12 protein-coding genes are annotated in these 16,487 nt (G+C 26.2%); all 12 read right to left on the bottom strand.

All coding sequences use genetic code 11. The annotated features are described in order from the left end of the window. Nucleotides 1–214 precede the first annotated feature (214 nt). Complete coding sequence (locus tag E0E45_RS06425) at nt 215–850, bottom strand: hypothetical protein (protein WP_130890408.1); 636 nt, start codon at nt 848–850, stop codon at nt 215–217. Further along, nucleotides 840–9,137, bottom strand: coding sequence for a hemagglutinin repeat-containing protein (locus E0E45_RS06430; RefSeq protein WP_130890409.1), 8,298 nt, complete (start codon nt 9,135–9,137; stop codon nt 840–842). The genes E0E45_RS06425 and E0E45_RS06430 overlap by 11 nt, the downstream gene beginning before the upstream one ends. Before the next feature lie 21 nt (nt 9,138–9,158). After that, entirely contained in the window at nt 9,159–10,808 is a 1,650-nt protein-coding gene (locus tag E0E45_RS06435; RefSeq protein ID WP_130890410.1) for a ShlB/FhaC/HecB family hemolysin secretion/activation protein, read from the bottom strand. Nucleotides 10,809–11,248: 440 nt separating this feature from the next. After that, nucleotides 11,249–11,521: a hypothetical protein gene (locus E0E45_RS06440; RefSeq protein ID WP_130890411.1), complete on the bottom strand. Its 273-nt coding sequence runs from the start codon at nt 11,519–11,521 to the stop codon at nt 11,249–11,251. 317 nt (nt 11,522–11,838) lie between these two features. Then, a complete protein-coding gene (locus tag E0E45_RS06445; RefSeq protein WP_130890412.1) occupies nt 11,839–12,081 on the bottom strand; it encodes a hypothetical protein in 243 nt (80 codons plus the stop codon). Beyond that, complete coding sequence (locus E0E45_RS06450) at nt 12,071–12,745, bottom strand: LytTR family transcriptional regulator DNA-binding domain-containing protein (protein ID WP_130890413.1); 675 nt, start codon at nt 12,743–12,745, stop codon at nt 12,071–12,073. The genes E0E45_RS06445 and E0E45_RS06450 overlap by 11 nt, the downstream gene beginning before the upstream one ends. After that, nucleotides 12,738–14,297: a hypothetical protein gene (locus tag E0E45_RS06455; protein ID WP_130890414.1), complete on the bottom strand. Its 1,560-nt coding sequence runs from the start codon at nt 14,295–14,297 to the stop codon at nt 12,738–12,740. The genes E0E45_RS06450 and E0E45_RS06455 overlap by 8 nt, the downstream gene beginning before the upstream one ends. A gap of 511 nt (nt 14,298–14,808) precedes the next feature. Next, a complete protein-coding gene (locus tag E0E45_RS06460; protein ID WP_096402723.1) occupies nt 14,809–15,087 on the bottom strand; it encodes an HU family DNA-binding protein in 279 nt (92 codons plus the stop codon). 5 nt (nt 15,088–15,092) lie between these two features. Then, nucleotides 15,093–15,293, bottom strand: coding sequence for a hypothetical protein (locus E0E45_RS06465; protein WP_096402722.1), 201 nt, complete (start codon nt 15,291–15,293; stop codon nt 15,093–15,095). A gap of 9 nt (nt 15,294–15,302) precedes the next feature. Continuing rightward, a complete protein-coding gene (locus E0E45_RS06470; RefSeq protein WP_130890415.1) occupies nt 15,303–15,665 on the bottom strand; it encodes an adhesion protein FadA in 363 nt (120 codons plus the stop codon). A gap of 10 nt (nt 15,666–15,675) precedes the next feature. Further along, complete coding sequence (locus E0E45_RS06475) at nt 15,676–16,110, bottom strand: hypothetical protein (RefSeq protein WP_130890416.1); 435 nt, start codon at nt 16,108–16,110, stop codon at nt 15,676–15,678. Between the two features lie 22 nt (nt 16,111–16,132). After that, on the bottom strand, nt 16,133–16,474 hold the full coding sequence (locus E0E45_RS06480; RefSeq protein ID WP_130890417.1) for a hypothetical protein: 342 nt from the start codon (nt 16,472–16,474) through the stop codon (nt 16,133–16,135). Nucleotides 16,475–16,487: the final 13 nt, after the last annotated feature.

A 16,487-nucleotide genomic window follows, 5' to 3' on the forward strand; every position in this document is an offset into this window, starting at 1 on the left:
CTGCCTCTTATCTTGACCTCCTGTTATTACTGATAAGTTTGGAGCTCCTACTCCACTTATCTCTATTCCTCCACCACTTACTTTATTTGTATCTTTATCTTTTAAATGTTCTACTGTTATATTTTCAGCCTTTACTATCAGTTTAAAAGCTATATTTTATTAATATCTTAATGAGTAGTCCAAGTTAATTGGACTACTTTTAAAATATTAATTTTTATTTTTTTAACATTTGTCTTAAATCTTCAGGAAAATCTTCTGCCCATCCTCTATACAGAGTTTCTCTATCAGTCATTTTTATATTATTATATTTAATAGTTACATAAATTTTTTTTAACAAAATTGTAGGTATCTTTGTTTTAGATTTTACTGTTTTTCCATCTTTATCTAATATTTCTATTTCTCCTATATCTATTATTAATTCATTATTTTTTGTATGTTGTATATCTACTGGTGGTTCAAAATAATATTTAGGGCCATTCTTTGAATCAAGTATCTTTGAATCTAATATATTCTCTCTTATCTGATTTTTTGGAATAATATATTCCTTTCCATTTATTATTAATTTCATATCATTATAAAATTTAATATGATGATTTTTGAATCTATCTTCATCAATAGGACTTTCAAATCCATAATGTTGATTAAATCTAATTCCATATAATACATAAATTCTTTCCTCCATTTGAGAAATATTATCTCTGGGAATTCCCATTCTATTTACTTTCCCATTTTCTATTGTTCCATATATGCAATAATAAGTATAAGTTCTAATTGTTGATTTTGCCTCTAATTTTATACAGCTGTAAAATAATAAAAGCAGTAATATTAAAATTAAATTTTTATTTTTCATTTTTACCCTCTCTTTTAAAATAGTTATTCACATTCATTTTTTGCATTATTTTATCTAATACATTCTTTCCTTTTTGAAATGATGTTTTTTCAGGAGGAGTTATAGTTTCTTGTCCCTTTGTATATCCACTATGATAATCCATAAAATTTTTATTTTCCAATTCTAAAATAGCCTCATCTGTTTTTACATTTCCAGGATTTCCTCCAACCAATGTTCCTACTAAGTCATTTATATCAACTCTTTGATCTATATCAGCCATATTTCCATTTTCTTTCATATAGTTTTTAAAATCTTCAACTGGTAATGCTGATCCACTCAATATAATAGTATTAGTTTTTATTTCTGAAAGACTATTTTCTCCATATGTTTCTTTAATATAATGCATTGCTGCTCCATATATCAATGTTCCTTGACTAAATGCAGTTACTTCATCGACTCTATCTTTGTTTAACCACAGTATTTCTCCAAGCTGTTTTGCAGCTTCAGTATATGTATTTTTTCCTCCTTTAGTTCCATATCTATCTATTGCAGACTCATACAAATCTGCCCAAAATCCATTTGTTTCATTATGAATTAGTATGAATTCTAATTTTGTTCCAGTTTTAATATTTTTTAATTCCTCATCAGTTTCTAAACCATTTTTTAATTTTTGCCTGACTAATTCATCTACTGCTTGATCAAAATCAGTATTCATCCCATTAACATGAAGACTTGTATTCTCTTCAAATTTTTCATTTGGATCAATTGAGATTGGCTTATGTTCTATTAAATTTCCATTTTCATCTTTTTCTATTATTACTTTATATGGTGTTATTTTAGAATTGATTATATCAAATGTTTCATTCAATGCAATCACAGGATCAATAAAACCATTTTTTATATGATTACTCATTATTGATTCTAATTCACCTACTGCCCATTCACGAGCTTGTGAATTATATTTTGCATTTACAGTATCTACATTAATATCTTTTACGATTTCCTGTGCTTTACTCTCATCCCTGTTAAGTCCTTCAGGATTCTCTTCCTTGCCATTAATAATTATTGTTCCATTTCCTATAGTTGCATGTGTAATTTGTTCTTTATCTACAGCACTATAGCTTCCTTCAATTACTTTCTTATCACTTAAACTTTCCTGTTTTGAACTTTGATATATATCTCCACCTATTCCAATTGTTGTCCCTTTTTCACTATCTTTTATATCATTAAATGTTAAACTTCCTGTTTCAAGTATTGTATTTTTTCCTCCTAAAAGCCCACCCTCTAAATGAGTATTTCCGCTAACTTTTATTTCTGATTCTTCTTTACCTATTATACTGCTCTGATTTGTTACCCATTCTTTATTATAATCACTTAAATCAAGTCCTGCTCCAGTTGAAGTTCCATTACTGTTGTCTGAGCTTCCATGGATATTTATTCCAGTATTTTTAGAGTTACTTTTATCCTGTAAACTTTCAACTACTAAATTGTCCACTTCAACCTTTACTTTATCTCCTACTATATTTCCACCTTTTATAACAAGATCTTTTCCTGATACATTTATTTCATTTTTGGCTATGAATTCAGCATTAGAATTTATTTTTTCATTATTTGATCCTTTAGAAACTTCTACTCCACCTGAAATTTGACCTGTAGCTAAATTTATCTTTCCATCAATTTTTTCAGATGAAGATTCTCCCTTTCCTGTACTTTGGGCACTGTTCATATTTATATTTTTTCCTGAATCAATTTTTATATCATTTCCAGCTATAACCTTTGTACCTTCAAAATTCATATCTCCTTTATCAGTTTTTAAATCAATATCATTTTTTGATGTAATAGTAGTCACAACTTTATTAGTATTTGTTTGTGTATTTTTATCTTTAGATAATTCTATTCCAGCATATATCCCTGCACTTACTCCTCCATCAGATGGTCCATTAAGCAAATTATTTAATGCATTTATCGAATCTTCTTTTCCTGCAAGAGATTCATTTATCCCTTTTCCACTTATTAAATCACTACCAACTCCTATTACCCCTGGAAGATCTTTTATTCCTACTACAGTATCCTTTACTGAATCAATAGTATCTTTTATTCCACTTAGATTTATTCCAGCAGTTAATTTTATTTCCCCTTTTTCATTTTTTATAGTATTACTATGAATTTCATCTCTTGCTGTTATATTAAGTTCATTTCCAGCATATATAGATGTATTATTTCCTGATATATTACTAGCTTCTATATTTGTATTATTTTTACTTACAATTTTTATATCTCCATCACTTTCTATACTACTTCCAATAACTTTTGTGTCGTAAGTTACTTTTTTATTTTTTTCAATACTTGTACTTAATCCTATTTCAAAATTTAAATTATCTGCACTTCCAAAGAACTTAGTTTTACTCTTTGATTTTTGACTTTCTTTCTTAGTTATATCATCAGCTGCCAAGATATTTACATTATTCCCTGCTTCTATTGTTATATTTTTTCCACTTTCTAAATTTGAAGCTAAAATATTTGTATTTCCTTTTTCTGATTTTATATCTATATTTCCTACTGCTCCAATATTTGAAGAAACATTTGTATAGTTTACTTCTACTTCTTTTTTAAAGCTTCCACTTAAACCTAAAAAGCCTGTTTTTTTACTTTGATGGTGATCTACATTTCCTTTTAATGCTGATACAATATTTGTATTTTCTCCTGCTCCAATTGATAAATCATTACCACTTAATATATCACTTCCTACAATATTAACATTCTTTCCAGAAGTGATCTTGGTATTATTCCCTGATAGAATATTGCTTTCATTGATACTTTCATTATACTTTATATCTAAACTTGATTTTCCTCTTCCAAAACTCTTCTTTTTTGTTTTTTGTTGCTCAAAATATTCAGAATCAACAGAAGCAATTATATTTATGTTTTCTTTAGCTTCTATATCTATATTTTTATCAGCAACTACATCTGACCCTTTTATATTGATATTTTTATCTGCTGAAATAGAAATATTTTCTCCAGTTATTGTACTTCCTGCATTTGTATAACTTTCTGTTATTGTATAATTCTTATTTCCACCTTGTTTTTCATAATCATGCATTTCTATTGTGTCTACTACTACTTCTTTTGCTGTTATTCCAATATTTCCTTTACCTTCAACTAATGCGGCTGTATTAATATAGTTTTCTCCAGCTTTTATACTTATATCAGCACCTGATATTTTAGCTGTATTTTCTATATCTGAATCTATTTTATATGTAAGATCATTTACTCTAGCAGTACTTTTATTCCATATGCTTCCTTTTATAGATTCCAAAGATATATTATTATCTGCTGATATTTCAGCTCCTATATTCTTTATATCATTTACAGAAACTATTTCTATATCATTTCCTGCAATTAGTGCTTTGAAGTCACCTAATACAGATTTATTCAAAAATTCCTCTGCGTTTATATTAATGCTTCCACCAGATTTTATGCTTCCTGTATTATTAACTTCAACAGCTGATATATTTATTCCATTCCCTGCCATCATTCCAGTCTGGTTATTACCAAGTGATGCAAGAGTTTCCTTAGATAGATATACTTTAGGTACAAGAACATTTACTCCATTAACCTCTTCTTCAACATACCATATGATATCACTTTTAAGATTATTTATCTGTTCTTTTGTAAGCGCTGTTCCAATAGACAGATTAAAATCTTCCATAGCAGTTATGGAATTATCTAATAATATCTGCATCTGTTCCTTTTCATTTGCTGCTCCATTTAGATATCTCTTTCCTGTACTTTCAAGAATAGCTCTGTTTACCACTCTTGATTCATAAAAAGCATCTCCAAGAAGTCTTATATTTTTCTCAGGATTAAAACCTATTTTTCCAAAGAAGTAGTCAGAACCCATATAGTATCCCATATCTGTAAATTTAACATTTGATTCTATCAAATATGAAAAACCTGGAGTTTTATTATTTGAAACTAAATTGTTATTAAATATCAGCTCTCCATTCCCTATAGTTATTTTATCTTTTTCTGTTACAGATACTCCAGCTGAATTCACTAAATCTTTGTTTACAACAAACAATCCTTTATCCCCTTCAGGAATTGTAATAAAGCTTTCTGTATTAATAGTTCCAGTTTTTCCAACATTACTGCTGTTTAATATCACCTGTCCTACATTAATATTTTTAGAGTTCACTGCATTTGGATCACTTGATAATGCTCCATTTCCTACTTTAACAGCTGATATATTTATATTATTTCCTGCTGATATTTTTGTAGCTTTATCAGTTCCCACTTTTTGAATTATTTTATCATTTACTACTACATAACCTTTATCTCTGTTATGATTGTACACTTTTCCATCCATCAAGTATGCATCATAAGGAAGAGTATACATAGCACTTCCATGAAGTTCATAATCTCTTCTCCATTCACTGTTAACTTCTACATCTATTGTATAATTTTCATTTTTTAAATTAACAGCTGATATATTTATATCTTTATCTGCTAAAATATTCCCTTCTCTGTTTATTACATCTCCAATAGCTTTCAAAGTAATATTTTTTCCAGAGGAAATATATGCCATGACACTTGTATAATTGCTTTCAACTTTATCAATTTCATGAAGATATACACCTAAATCACTTGAATGTTCATGAAACCATGTCCAGCTTCCTACTCCTCCAATATAATCTGTGAATAACTCCTGCATTATCAGATTGCTTTTATTATTTAGAATAGTTTTATCAATTGAGTCCATATCTACATTACTTGATATTCCAGGAATTTTTCCAGTAATGGAATGGCTTCCTGTTACTTCACCAAGATTTTCTATCTGTGCTGCTTCTATATAGATATCTCCTATAGCTTCTATTGTTGCTGCATTATTTTGTGCTTTTCCTAAAGCTTTTATTTCTGCATTATTTCCAGAATATATGTCTCCTTTGTTATTTACAAGATCTTTTTTTGCTGTTATAAACATATCATTTTTAGAATACAAAAGAGCAAAATTATTATTTGTTATATTATTTGAATTTAGTGTAAGGATGTTTCCAGAAGCTATCTGTCCATTATTTATTAAATCTTTTGAATTTACAGTCAAACTATTCTGTGAAGTTAAAAAGCCGCTGTTATTTATATCTCCAGCAGTTGCTATTAGATTATTTCCACTTCCAAGAATTATACTGTCTAGATTATCCAATTTTCCTGAAAGATTAATAGCAAAATTTCCTAAACTTCCTAATGTCTTATTATTTACTAAATCTTTTGCACTTATAGTTATATTCTTTCCACTGGCAAATTTATTATTGTTTAGAAAATCTCCAGACAGATTAAGTACTATATCTCCACCATTTTCTAGATTAATATTTGAAGTCAAAGAATTGGCGGTTATTTTTAAAAGATTATTTCCTATATAGCTTCCTGTAAGAATTAAATTCCCAGCTATATTTAAATCAGCAGTTCCCTGAGCGTGAACTTCACCAGAATTATTATTGATATCAAGTGCTTTTATATATAGTATTGAATCATTATCAAAAACTTTTAACTTTCCTGACTGGTTATTAAAAATTCCTGTATTTACTATACTAATATTTTTCCCCTCAATAGTCCCACTGCTATTGTCTAATTCTTTTAATACTATATTTTTATCTGAAACTACACTTCCAGCATTAGAAATATTTTTAGCTGTTATATCTCCCTTTACTGAAATGATTCCTTTATTTAAAAGCTCTTCTTCTAAAGTAAGATTTTCTCCCAAAATAGTTTTTCCAAGAAGAAAATTTGAAAGTTTACTGCTCTTAAGATTTTTTAAAGCTGAAACTATTCCATTATTTTTAATTTCTACAGCTTCAATCCCCTCTTTAGCAACAATTTTTCCACTATTATCCACTCCAGATATTTTTATATTATTTCCTTGGATAAGATTAGAGTTAGTAAAAGAATTAACAGTACTAAATGTTAAATTTCCATCTCCAATTATTCTTCCAGTATTGTCTAAAGATACAGTTGTCAGAGAAATGTTATTTCCTGCAAATAAATCATCTTTATTTTCTATATTTTGTGAATTTATATATAGATCCTTAGACCCTTGAATAAGTTTATTATTGATAAGATTATTTCCTGTAATAGAAAGAGTATTCTTTCCATAAAGAGTTCCATAATTTTCTATATCATCAATATTAAATATTCCTTTTTCTCCAGTTATCATTCCATTATTTACAAGCTTAACTCCTGTTATAGAAAGATCTAAGGCTGATATTCTATCATTATTAACAATATTGCTGCTTAATAGAATAAGTTTATCTCCACTGTTTAAATTCTTATTATTAATTATATCTCCAGATATTTTCATGTTTAAAAGCGCTAAAATATTTCCACTATTAGTTATATCCCCAATGATATCAGTGCTCTCACCATAGGTATATCCAGTATTTATTACATTTCCAGATATATTTAATACTTTTTCACTCTTTATATTTTGCCTATTGTCTATGTTTCCAATAATACTTACTAGATTTTTTCCTTGAACAGTTCCACTATTATTTAAATCAGAAGTAATCTGAAGAGTATTCTCTCCTGTTATGTTTCCTGTATTTTTAACTTTTGAACCTGTAAATACTACTTTTTCCCCTAAAATATTTCCATCATTTTCAACATTACCACTTAAAGAAAGAATTTCGCCAGCAGTTATTCCAGAGTTTTTATTTATATATTTATCTGCTGTTATTGTTAAGTAGCTTTCTCCATATATACTAGATGTATTTACTACTTTATTAGCCTCTAAAGAAAAAGTTTTCCCTAATAAAGTTCCATTATTATTAAGAGAATCTAGAATTTTTAAATTTAAGATTTCACCTTGAACAGTTTCTTTATTAACTAATGATTTTGAAGTAATATCTACTGAAGAAGCTATTATATTCTTTTCATTTACAATATTATTTTGATTATTTATCTTTATTTCATCAGCACTGGTATCTCCTTTATTTGAAAGATTAGTACTCTCTATTTTCACTTTTTTATTAGCTGCTATAGTTCCTGTATTTTCTATATTTTTTCCCTTGATATTTAAATTTTCAACAACTTTCATAGATTCTGTTTTTAAGTTGCCTGTTAAATCTATATCAGCATTAACAGCTGTTAATTCTTTATTTGTCATATCATTAGAAGATATTTTTACATTGTCTGCTGATATTTTACCTGTATTTACTATTTTTTCCTTGTTAGCTATAGTTATGCTCTTAGAAGACATATTTCCCTTATTTTCTATATTAGAACTTTTTACAGTTATATTTTTATTTGCTGCTACAGCACCAGTATTTACTATATCCTTTGTATTAATATTGATATTGTTTTCTGCAATTGCTCTCTTTTGAATTTCAACATTTTCTGCTTTTATTTTTATATCATTTTTAGCCTGGGCATCATTAAGAATCAGCCTTCCATTAACATCTACTTCAAAATCTCCTGCTCCAGCAAGCATCTCCCCCTGACTGTTTACTCCAACACCTTTTTCTGTACTTTGCAGATATATTCTTCCAGCATAAAGAGACCCCAGTGCTTTTGCATCTAGAGCTACCTTTGGCTTATCTCCTGCTTTATCAGCTTTTGGTGTTACTTTTTTTGTTTGGTGATCATAATCATTTCTCCCCAAGACAACATTTACTTCGTCTCCACCATACACTGCACCATTAAGCTGGGCTGTTCTTGAAATAATATCTACCATTCTTACATTCTTTCCATCTATTCCCTGACTTCCTATTACTACTGTTCCATCATCTATAGAAAATCCTTTTAAATCTCCCAACTCATCTGTTATTGATTTTCCAGTTGTAAGTGTTACTCTTGGAGTATTTATGAACCCTGCCCCATTTAGATATATCCCATTTGGATTTGCTAAAATATATTCAGCTGATTTTCCAACTATTTCAGTGTATCCTTCTATTCTACTTCTATTTACTCCTGTAACTTCTGTAAGGATTACATTTGCTTCTCTTCCATTGAGATTAGAATTCCCCTGAATTATTCCACCTATTTGAGTTCTGTTAAATTCTTTAGCACTGTTATTAAGAAGAATTCCTTCTTTTTCAACATTGTATTCTTTAAAATAGTTATGAGATACTCCATTATTATTTGGAGCATTGATATTTACTATTGGAACTCCATTAGGTGCTTTCTCTACATTCATCTGCTGATTCCTATTTTGATCTCTAACTACACCTGCTGCAAGAAGCGGCTGTGTAAAAATACTTAAAAAAATGTAGCTATAGATTATAAGTTTTTTTAATAAAATATTTTTTAATCCTTTCATTTTTCTTTCTCCCTTAATATTTTAAAACTTAACACTCATAGTAAAATATATTTCATGTGTATTTTTTTTTATATATGATGGAGCTGTTAAAGGTTTTGAATATGTAAAACTCATATCAAAATGATTAAAATACATTCTAAGACCTATTGAAGCACCACTCATCTCACTGCCATTTTTTTCATAATACTCATCTTTATATACATCTTTTACTCTTCCATAATCATAAGCAATAAATGGTTCTAAAAACTTATAGTTATATCCAATTTCATTTCTCATATAGAAACCTTTATCACCCATTATTGAATTTTCTTTAAAACCTCTGACTGTAGTATCGTCACCTATTCCTAATTTCTCTGAAGAATAAAGGATATCATCTGAATATTGTCCACTTAAGGAAACTCTATATGAGAATCTTTGCTCTCCTATATTAAATGGTCTATACCAGCTTATGTCTGCTGTATATTTTTGAAATTGCGCTTTTGGAGAATATTCTCCCTTTTCTCCATCACTTTCTGCACCAAATCTATCTAATCCTTCATGATAAGTCAGATTTCCATAAAATACCCCATTAAAGAGTCTCCTATTATGATTTATATCAACTTTTAATATTGATAATTTTCTTGAACTTGTTATTAACTTAATTCCATCAAAATAGTTTTTAGTTTCCTTATTTGTTAAAGTTGCTCCAACTGATGTTTTCCCATTACTGTTTCTATTGATTATTCTTCTTGCTGAATAATTAATATTCTTTGAAATTCCTGTAGATTCATAGGTATGAGCAAATGACTTTATTGTAGAAAGATACTCAGATTGATCTTTAGATACAGAAAACTCCAAATACTTTATTGGAATTCTATAATAGAAAGAAAAGTTTTCATTATCTTTATATTTTGTACTTGTTCCAAGCTTCTTTTGATATGTTCCCATTAAAGAATCATTTAATCCAAGAACATCTTCAAAGATGAGTGAAGTCTTCAATCTGTCTCTTCCTGTAGATTTCTGTCCTAAATCATTGTAGTTAATTGTACCAGATATTTTTTTGCTTCTCTGATTATCAATTTCGATTATACTGCCGCCAAGAGTTTCTCCTGCTAGAATATCAAGTTTAGCATTATTAGAAGACACTGAATTCAAATTATCTATTCCTTGATCTAAATCATTAATATTTAGTATATCTCCTTTTGAAGTAGGAAAAGATGTAAAAATATTAATTTTTCCTTTGCTGTTGTCTTTAAATCTTATCCCTTCAATATACCCTTCTAAAACTTTTAAAACTATTTTTCCCTCAGATATATCAGCTTTATCCATATCCATTTTTACTCTTACTGCAATATACCCTTTAACTAAATATAGGTTTTCAAGCTCTTTCATAAGATTAAGAATATTTTTCCCACCTATTTTACCAGTATATTTCTTTTTTAATTTTTTAATTTCTGAAGCCTTTAAAATGGTATTACCATTTATTTCAATACTTCTTATCTCATCCCCAACAGCTTCAATATTTTCTTCTAATTTATTTAATTGAATCTCATCTTTTACTTCTGCTTTTTCTAGCCTTCTTATTTCTTCTTCATGTATTCTTCTTTCTTCCCTGTTTAATTCCTGTTGATTAGCATAACAACAATAACTAAATATAAAAAAAAGCCAAATCCATATTTTTCTAATTTGCATAAAATCTCTCCCAATAAAACTTTCAATATTTACAATTTATTATTTAAGTTGTTCTGCCTTTAATCCTAAACAACATTAAAGTCTATACTTTAAGTATATATTTTAATATTATCATTTTTTTAGAATTTTATATACTAAAAAATACCTTTATTTTTGAAAAAATATACTTTATTATCTATAATACGTTTTTTTAGAATTTTATATAAATTTTAAATCATTTTAATTATGAAAATATATACAAAAAAGCCTGAAAAACTCATATTTTACAAAGAAATGAAATAAGAATATTAAAGATGTAGAAGAGGAAAATTAAAAAAAGTATAATTATTTTTAATATAAATATTTTAATTAAAAAAGCCTAGTCTACTTATAGCAGTACTAGGCCTTTATAAAATAAGATTATTTATAGATTAGTTAATAAAGAGTAAGTGAAAAAATCCTTATATTTGGGTTGCTGCAAATATTCCCAAAATTCCAAAGAACAAAATAATCCATAGCAAAAGAAATATTCCTATAAGAATTAAGCTTGCTATCAAATAATTTTTTAAGTTTAAATTTGTCTTTTCGGAAACTAGCCAAACAATCCACATTACTATATTCACAATAGGAATCATAAATATTATAAGGACTTTTAACCAATCTTTTATCCCCAGAACTTTTTCCTGTTCTCTTATTTTCCTAATATCTGTTTCAATGTGTTCTTCAGTATTCATTTATATTCTCCTTTCATATTTACATTTTTTTTATTAAATAAGTCTTTATTTCACCAATATTTACTTTTATTTTCTTGCTTACTATTTCTGACATCATTTCATTTCTCCTAAAAATATCTTTATATATTCTGCTTTAAGAAAAAGTTTGAAAAAAAGAATCAATATTCCTCCTATCAAATTAGATAAGCCTACTGTTTCCAATACTGTTAGTAAAGAAAGAAGTTGCTCTAACTTCTAAACTACCAATTAATAAAAAGAAAAATTTAGTATTTTTATTAAGAATAGTATAAAAGATATCAACAGTTCATCTGCATTATTTATACAGTATCCACATTAATATCCTTTATGATTTCTTGTGCTTTACTTTCATCCCTGTTAAGTCCTTCAGGATTCTCTTCCTTACCATTAATAATTATTGTTCCATTTCCTATAGTTGCATGTGTAATTTGTTCTCTATCTACAGCACTATAGCTTCCTTCAACTACTTTCTTATCACTTAAACTTTCCTTAACTTCTTTTAAATTTTGAGTTATAATAGTCCAAACATATTTAAATTTCAATATGTAATTTATTTTTGGTTATAGATGTATTTTCTTCTATCTCTTTCAGTTTTACCTTGCTTATATACAATTCTGATAGATCTTTAAATAATATTTTTTCTTCTTTGTAATCAAGATATTTTATTAAATTAATATTTACTATAGTTCCTCGCTCAACTTTATAGAAATTAGCAAATTCAATTAAACTAGTTTCAACAGTAGAAAAATTAATTTTTAATGTAAAAATCTCTTTATTTAAAATATTGAATTGTACTCTTCTGGATACTCTGCAGTAATTTATATAAGTTACTTCAGAAAATTCAAGAATTCCTTTCTGATAAATATCACTCAAATAAAATTGGGTATATTTAGTTTGAGTATTTTTTAGTTTCTCTATACTTTTTTCAATTTCATAGATATCCTGCCTTAAAATACAGTCTGTAACCTGTTTATTTAAAAATAAAGTCCGCATTTTTTGAATATCATTTTTTCCCAAAACAGCAATAACCGGAATTCCTCTTAAAAAAATATCCCTTATTTTTAAATCTGCTTCCTTAGAGGTAATATCTATTATAAAAATTTGAAAATCTGCATCACTTCCATTATATTCTATAAACTCATAATCTAAAACTTCTCTTAAAAGAATAAGCAAATTCTCCTGAATGTCTGTTCCTATCTTAATCATAAAAACTTATCTCCTTATAAATAGAGTTGAGTCTAATATTGCTTGCTATACTTGAAATATTTTCAGCCAATTTAAATAAATATCTTATTTCCTCTACATTTAGCGAAGTTGAACCTTCTTCAATAAATATAATTCCAACACAAGGATTTTTATTAAAAGCTAATCTTATTCCAAAGGAATACTTTTCATCTTTTATATTATCTTTTTCTATATATAAATCATCTTCTAGGAAGTCAAGTTCATATATATATTCTTTAATTGCCTCATTATTAAAAAATAATTTTATATTAACAGATTTTATATTAATATTTTTCTGAATTTCTTTTTTCAATTCTTCTTTAAACTCAAGTTCATTTTGAGCCAGACATAATTTATTATATGCTTTCTCAATATTTTTATCTTTAAATACCATAATTTTTTTTAATGCTTCAGTATAAAAATCTAATATAAAAATAGTAAATAAAATTAAAAAAGGTTCTTTCAGCGTTTTGAAATAGAAAAGAACAATATATGAAATAGTAAATCCAAGTATATATCGCACTACCCTATTTATATTCTGGTTATATATCCTTAAATTAACAAAACAAATTCCCCAGTAAATACACATATACTCAATTAATCTTATAAAATAATATAAATTTATAGCTTTTGGAAATAATAAATAAAAAAATTCCAAGAAAAAATATACAGCAATAATTGTAATCCAATAAAATTTATTAGTAAATTCAGCAAATTTTTTATTTATAATTAAATTAAATAGCAGTATAATCAAAATTATTCTTCTTAAATTAATAAATTTATAAAGTCCTTGCAAAAATATTAAAATTATTTCATGATGATGAGATAAATGTGCATAAACTTCTGGAAAAATCAGATTTACACAAATTATTATATAATGAAATAAAGTTAACGTAAGCAATATATAAACAAAAATTCTCATTTTTTTAAATTTTTTATCCAACATATGATTTAAAACATATAATATAAGAATACATCCTAAAATAAATGAAATTGAAAAATCTGTAATTACCATAAAATTATTTTGAATATCACCTTTAATAGAAAAAAATAACTTTGCCATTAAAAGAAAAAAAGAGATGTTAAGAACTTTATCCTTTTTTATGTGATCTTTTATTTTTATATAAATATTAAAGTTCAAAATAATAAGTGCTAAAGTCACTGCATTAAGAACAATTTTTTGATTTCGTGAAAATATATCTCCTTGAAGATGTATTATTATTTTTTTCCATGTATCATTTTTTACAAAAGGAACATATTTAACTTTATTATCATAATCAATTTTCAGTAAATATTCGCCATTAGGAACATTAAAAAATAGTTTACCACTTATAAAATTTTTTGTTTTAAAATCTAAATGAGTTCCATTTAAAGTAAAAATTGAATATTCTCCAATATTTCTATCTAAAACTTCAGTATACTTTATTTGAGGAATAATATAAACAAAATTATTTTCATTTCTAGAATCATATTTTAATACTAAAACTAAAAAAATACTTATAACCCCAATACATAATAATATTTTTTTATTCATTTTATCTCCTTTATATTATTTTTAATAATATAAGTTTTATCCTAATTATCATTCTCTTTTTTTAATTTTTAGAAATAAATAAAAGTCTTTATTTTTATAAAAAAATCAAGAAAAAATTTTCATAACTTCTTCTTGATTTTTATTTTAAAATTGAAAAAAGAATAATAAATTTAATTAAAAACTAAATATATTATTTTTAAACTTTGTTTTTATTTCAAGGATAACATTTTTCAGAAATTTAGTAAAGATATATTTAATATTGTATTCATAATATATTTTCAATTTTCAAATAACGAATACGTTTAATAATAATCACAATTTTTATTTCTCCTTTGAACATATTGATATTATTTTATGATGTAATTGTCATTACCAAGATACACCCAATTAGTAGTAAAATACATCCTATTAATATTCTTTCCATTTTTACCTCCTTATTTTTGGATAAGAAATCATTTTTTTCTTTTAAAAGTATTTTCTACCATTATTAGTAAATAGACATATTATTTTTTTACATGTTAAAATTTTCCTTTAGATTTTTTCCCTGTTTGAATACTATCTTTTTTTGTGCTGGTATTTTCCCTGTCTTTTTTGTTCTTGGATTATTAAATATTCTTTCATTTGTTTCTTTCACTTCAAATTTTCCCCAGCCTTTAAGTTCAAGTTTCCCATCTTTTTTTAAAACATCAATTATTGATTCCCAAAAAACTTCTACTTTCTCTTTTGCTGTTTTTATATTTTTTAAATCCCTTTTTTCTTTCAATTCTTTTATAAAATCTACTTCTTTCATAAGCTCTATCCTTTCATATCATTTTCATCTTCTAATGCAAGCTTAAAAAGTTCTATTAATATTTCTGTATTATTTCTTTTTTCTCCATTAATTTCTCGTAATTCTTTTAGTTTATTTTTGATAAAAATATATTCTTCTTTTGTAAACCAGCAACCATACAAACGATATTTCTGCAGTTCATTACTTTTACTTTTTTTTATTTTCATATATTTTCCCTACATAATTGCTCTGTAAATATCTATTATTTCTTCTTTAGCAGCAATTTCTGCTTCTAATTCTCCTTTCATAGTCCTGCATTTCTTTAAAAGTTCTTTATAATCCTCTTGATAATATCTATATTGCTCTACTTCAATTATATATTTTTCTGTTTCTAAAATTTTCTGGTATTTTGCTCTTAATGATACCAATACTTTTTCAGCTTCTTCTGCTTCTGTTTTTCTTTGATTATACATAGCTGCTTCTTCTGCTTCCAACTGCTGAAAAGTAAGTTCAAGCTGTTCAAATGTTGATACTGCTTCTATTGCAGAATATGACACAGTTGATATTACTAACACACATCCTATCAGAATTTTTTTCATAACTTCCCTCCTATTTATTTTCTTCTTTTTTTACTTCTTCTGTTGATATAGGCGTATATTCTTTCAACAAATCATTTATTTTATATTTTTCAACTATTCCATTTATTACTTTTACTTTTTCCTCTCCAAGCTTCTGATTAAACAAAGCTTGCTGAAGCTGGGGATATATATCCATTGTATTTTTATCTTTTAAGAATTCGGCATTGTTTTTATATGCTTCCAAAAGCTCATAATCATATATTTGAACTGTTTTCTGGGCTATTGAATTAAGATAATATTCTATCTCCATATTAAGCCTCATTTCCTCTAGATATTTCTTCTCTTCTTCTGTATATTCTTTATTCTCCATTTCAGCAAGTATAGCTTTCCTCACTAAAAGTTGAGCTATCCCATCTTTATTCCCATTTAATTTTTTCAATTCTTCTTTTGTTAATTTTATCTGCATATTCTCTCCTTGTTTCAATATTTCAAATATTAAAAATATTTTTTAATCCCTTACTTTGAATTTTTTTATAAAATTCTTTTAATTGTTTTTTCTCCTCTTTGCTGTAAATGTCTTTATTCAATTTTTTACTTATTAATTTAAGAAGCAATTCATCTAATTCTGCTTTATCTCCTATGTGAAATTTATTATATTTTTCAAAAAGATATATAATTATTTTTTTATTAGTTTTAAATTTAGGCTTTAATTTAGCAAGACCTTTTTCTATTATATCGTATTCTTCACAACTGACTCTTATTCCTAATATAGTCTTAACTTTGTTTCCGCTTCCTAAAGGTCTTCCTCTTTTTTGTATTTTTGTACTCATATTTTTCACCTTT

This window comes from Fusobacterium ulcerans ATCC 49185 (assembly GCF_900683735.1).
Classification (GTDB): domain Bacteria; phylum Fusobacteriota; class Fusobacteriia; order Fusobacteriales; family Fusobacteriaceae; genus Fusobacterium_A; species Fusobacterium_A ulcerans_A.

Coding starts and splice junctions, on each gene's coding strand:
- E0E45_RS06425 (WP_130890408.1), bottom strand. CDS start 850: ATGAAAAATAAAAATTTAATTTTAATATTACTGCTTTTATTATTTTAC.
- E0E45_RS06430 (WP_130890409.1), bottom strand. CDS start 9,137: ATGAAAGGATTAAAAAATATTTTATTAAAAAAACTTATAATCTATAGC.
- E0E45_RS06435 (WP_130890410.1), bottom strand. CDS start 10,808: ATGCAAATTAGAAAAATATGGATTTGGCTTTTTTTTATATTTAGTTAT.
- E0E45_RS06440 (WP_130890411.1), bottom strand. CDS start 11,521: ATGAATACTGAAGAACACATTGAAACAGATATTAGGAAAATAAGAGAA.
- E0E45_RS06450 (WP_130890413.1), bottom strand. CDS start 12,745: ATGATTAAGATAGGAACAGACATTCAGGAGAATTTGCTTATTCTTTTA.
- E0E45_RS06455 (WP_130890414.1), bottom strand. CDS start 14,297: ATGAATAAAAAAATATTATTATGTATTGGGGTTATAAGTATTTTTTTA.
- E0E45_RS06460 (WP_096402723.1), bottom strand. CDS start 15,087: ATGAAAGAAGTAGATTTTATAAAAGAATTGAAAGAAAAAAGGGATTTA.
- E0E45_RS06465 (WP_096402722.1), bottom strand. CDS start 15,293: ATGAAAATAAAAAAAAGTAAAAGTAATGAACTGCAGAAATATCGTTTG.
- E0E45_RS06470 (WP_130890415.1), bottom strand. CDS start 15,665: ATGAAAAAAATTCTGATAGGATGTGTGTTAGTAATATCAACTGTGTCA.
- E0E45_RS06475 (WP_130890416.1), bottom strand. CDS start 16,110: ATGCAGATAAAATTAACAAAAGAAGAATTGAAAAAATTAAATGGGAAT.
- E0E45_RS06480 (WP_130890417.1), bottom strand. CDS start 16,474: ATGAGTACAAAAATACAAAAAAGAGGAAGACCTTTAGGAAGCGGAAAC.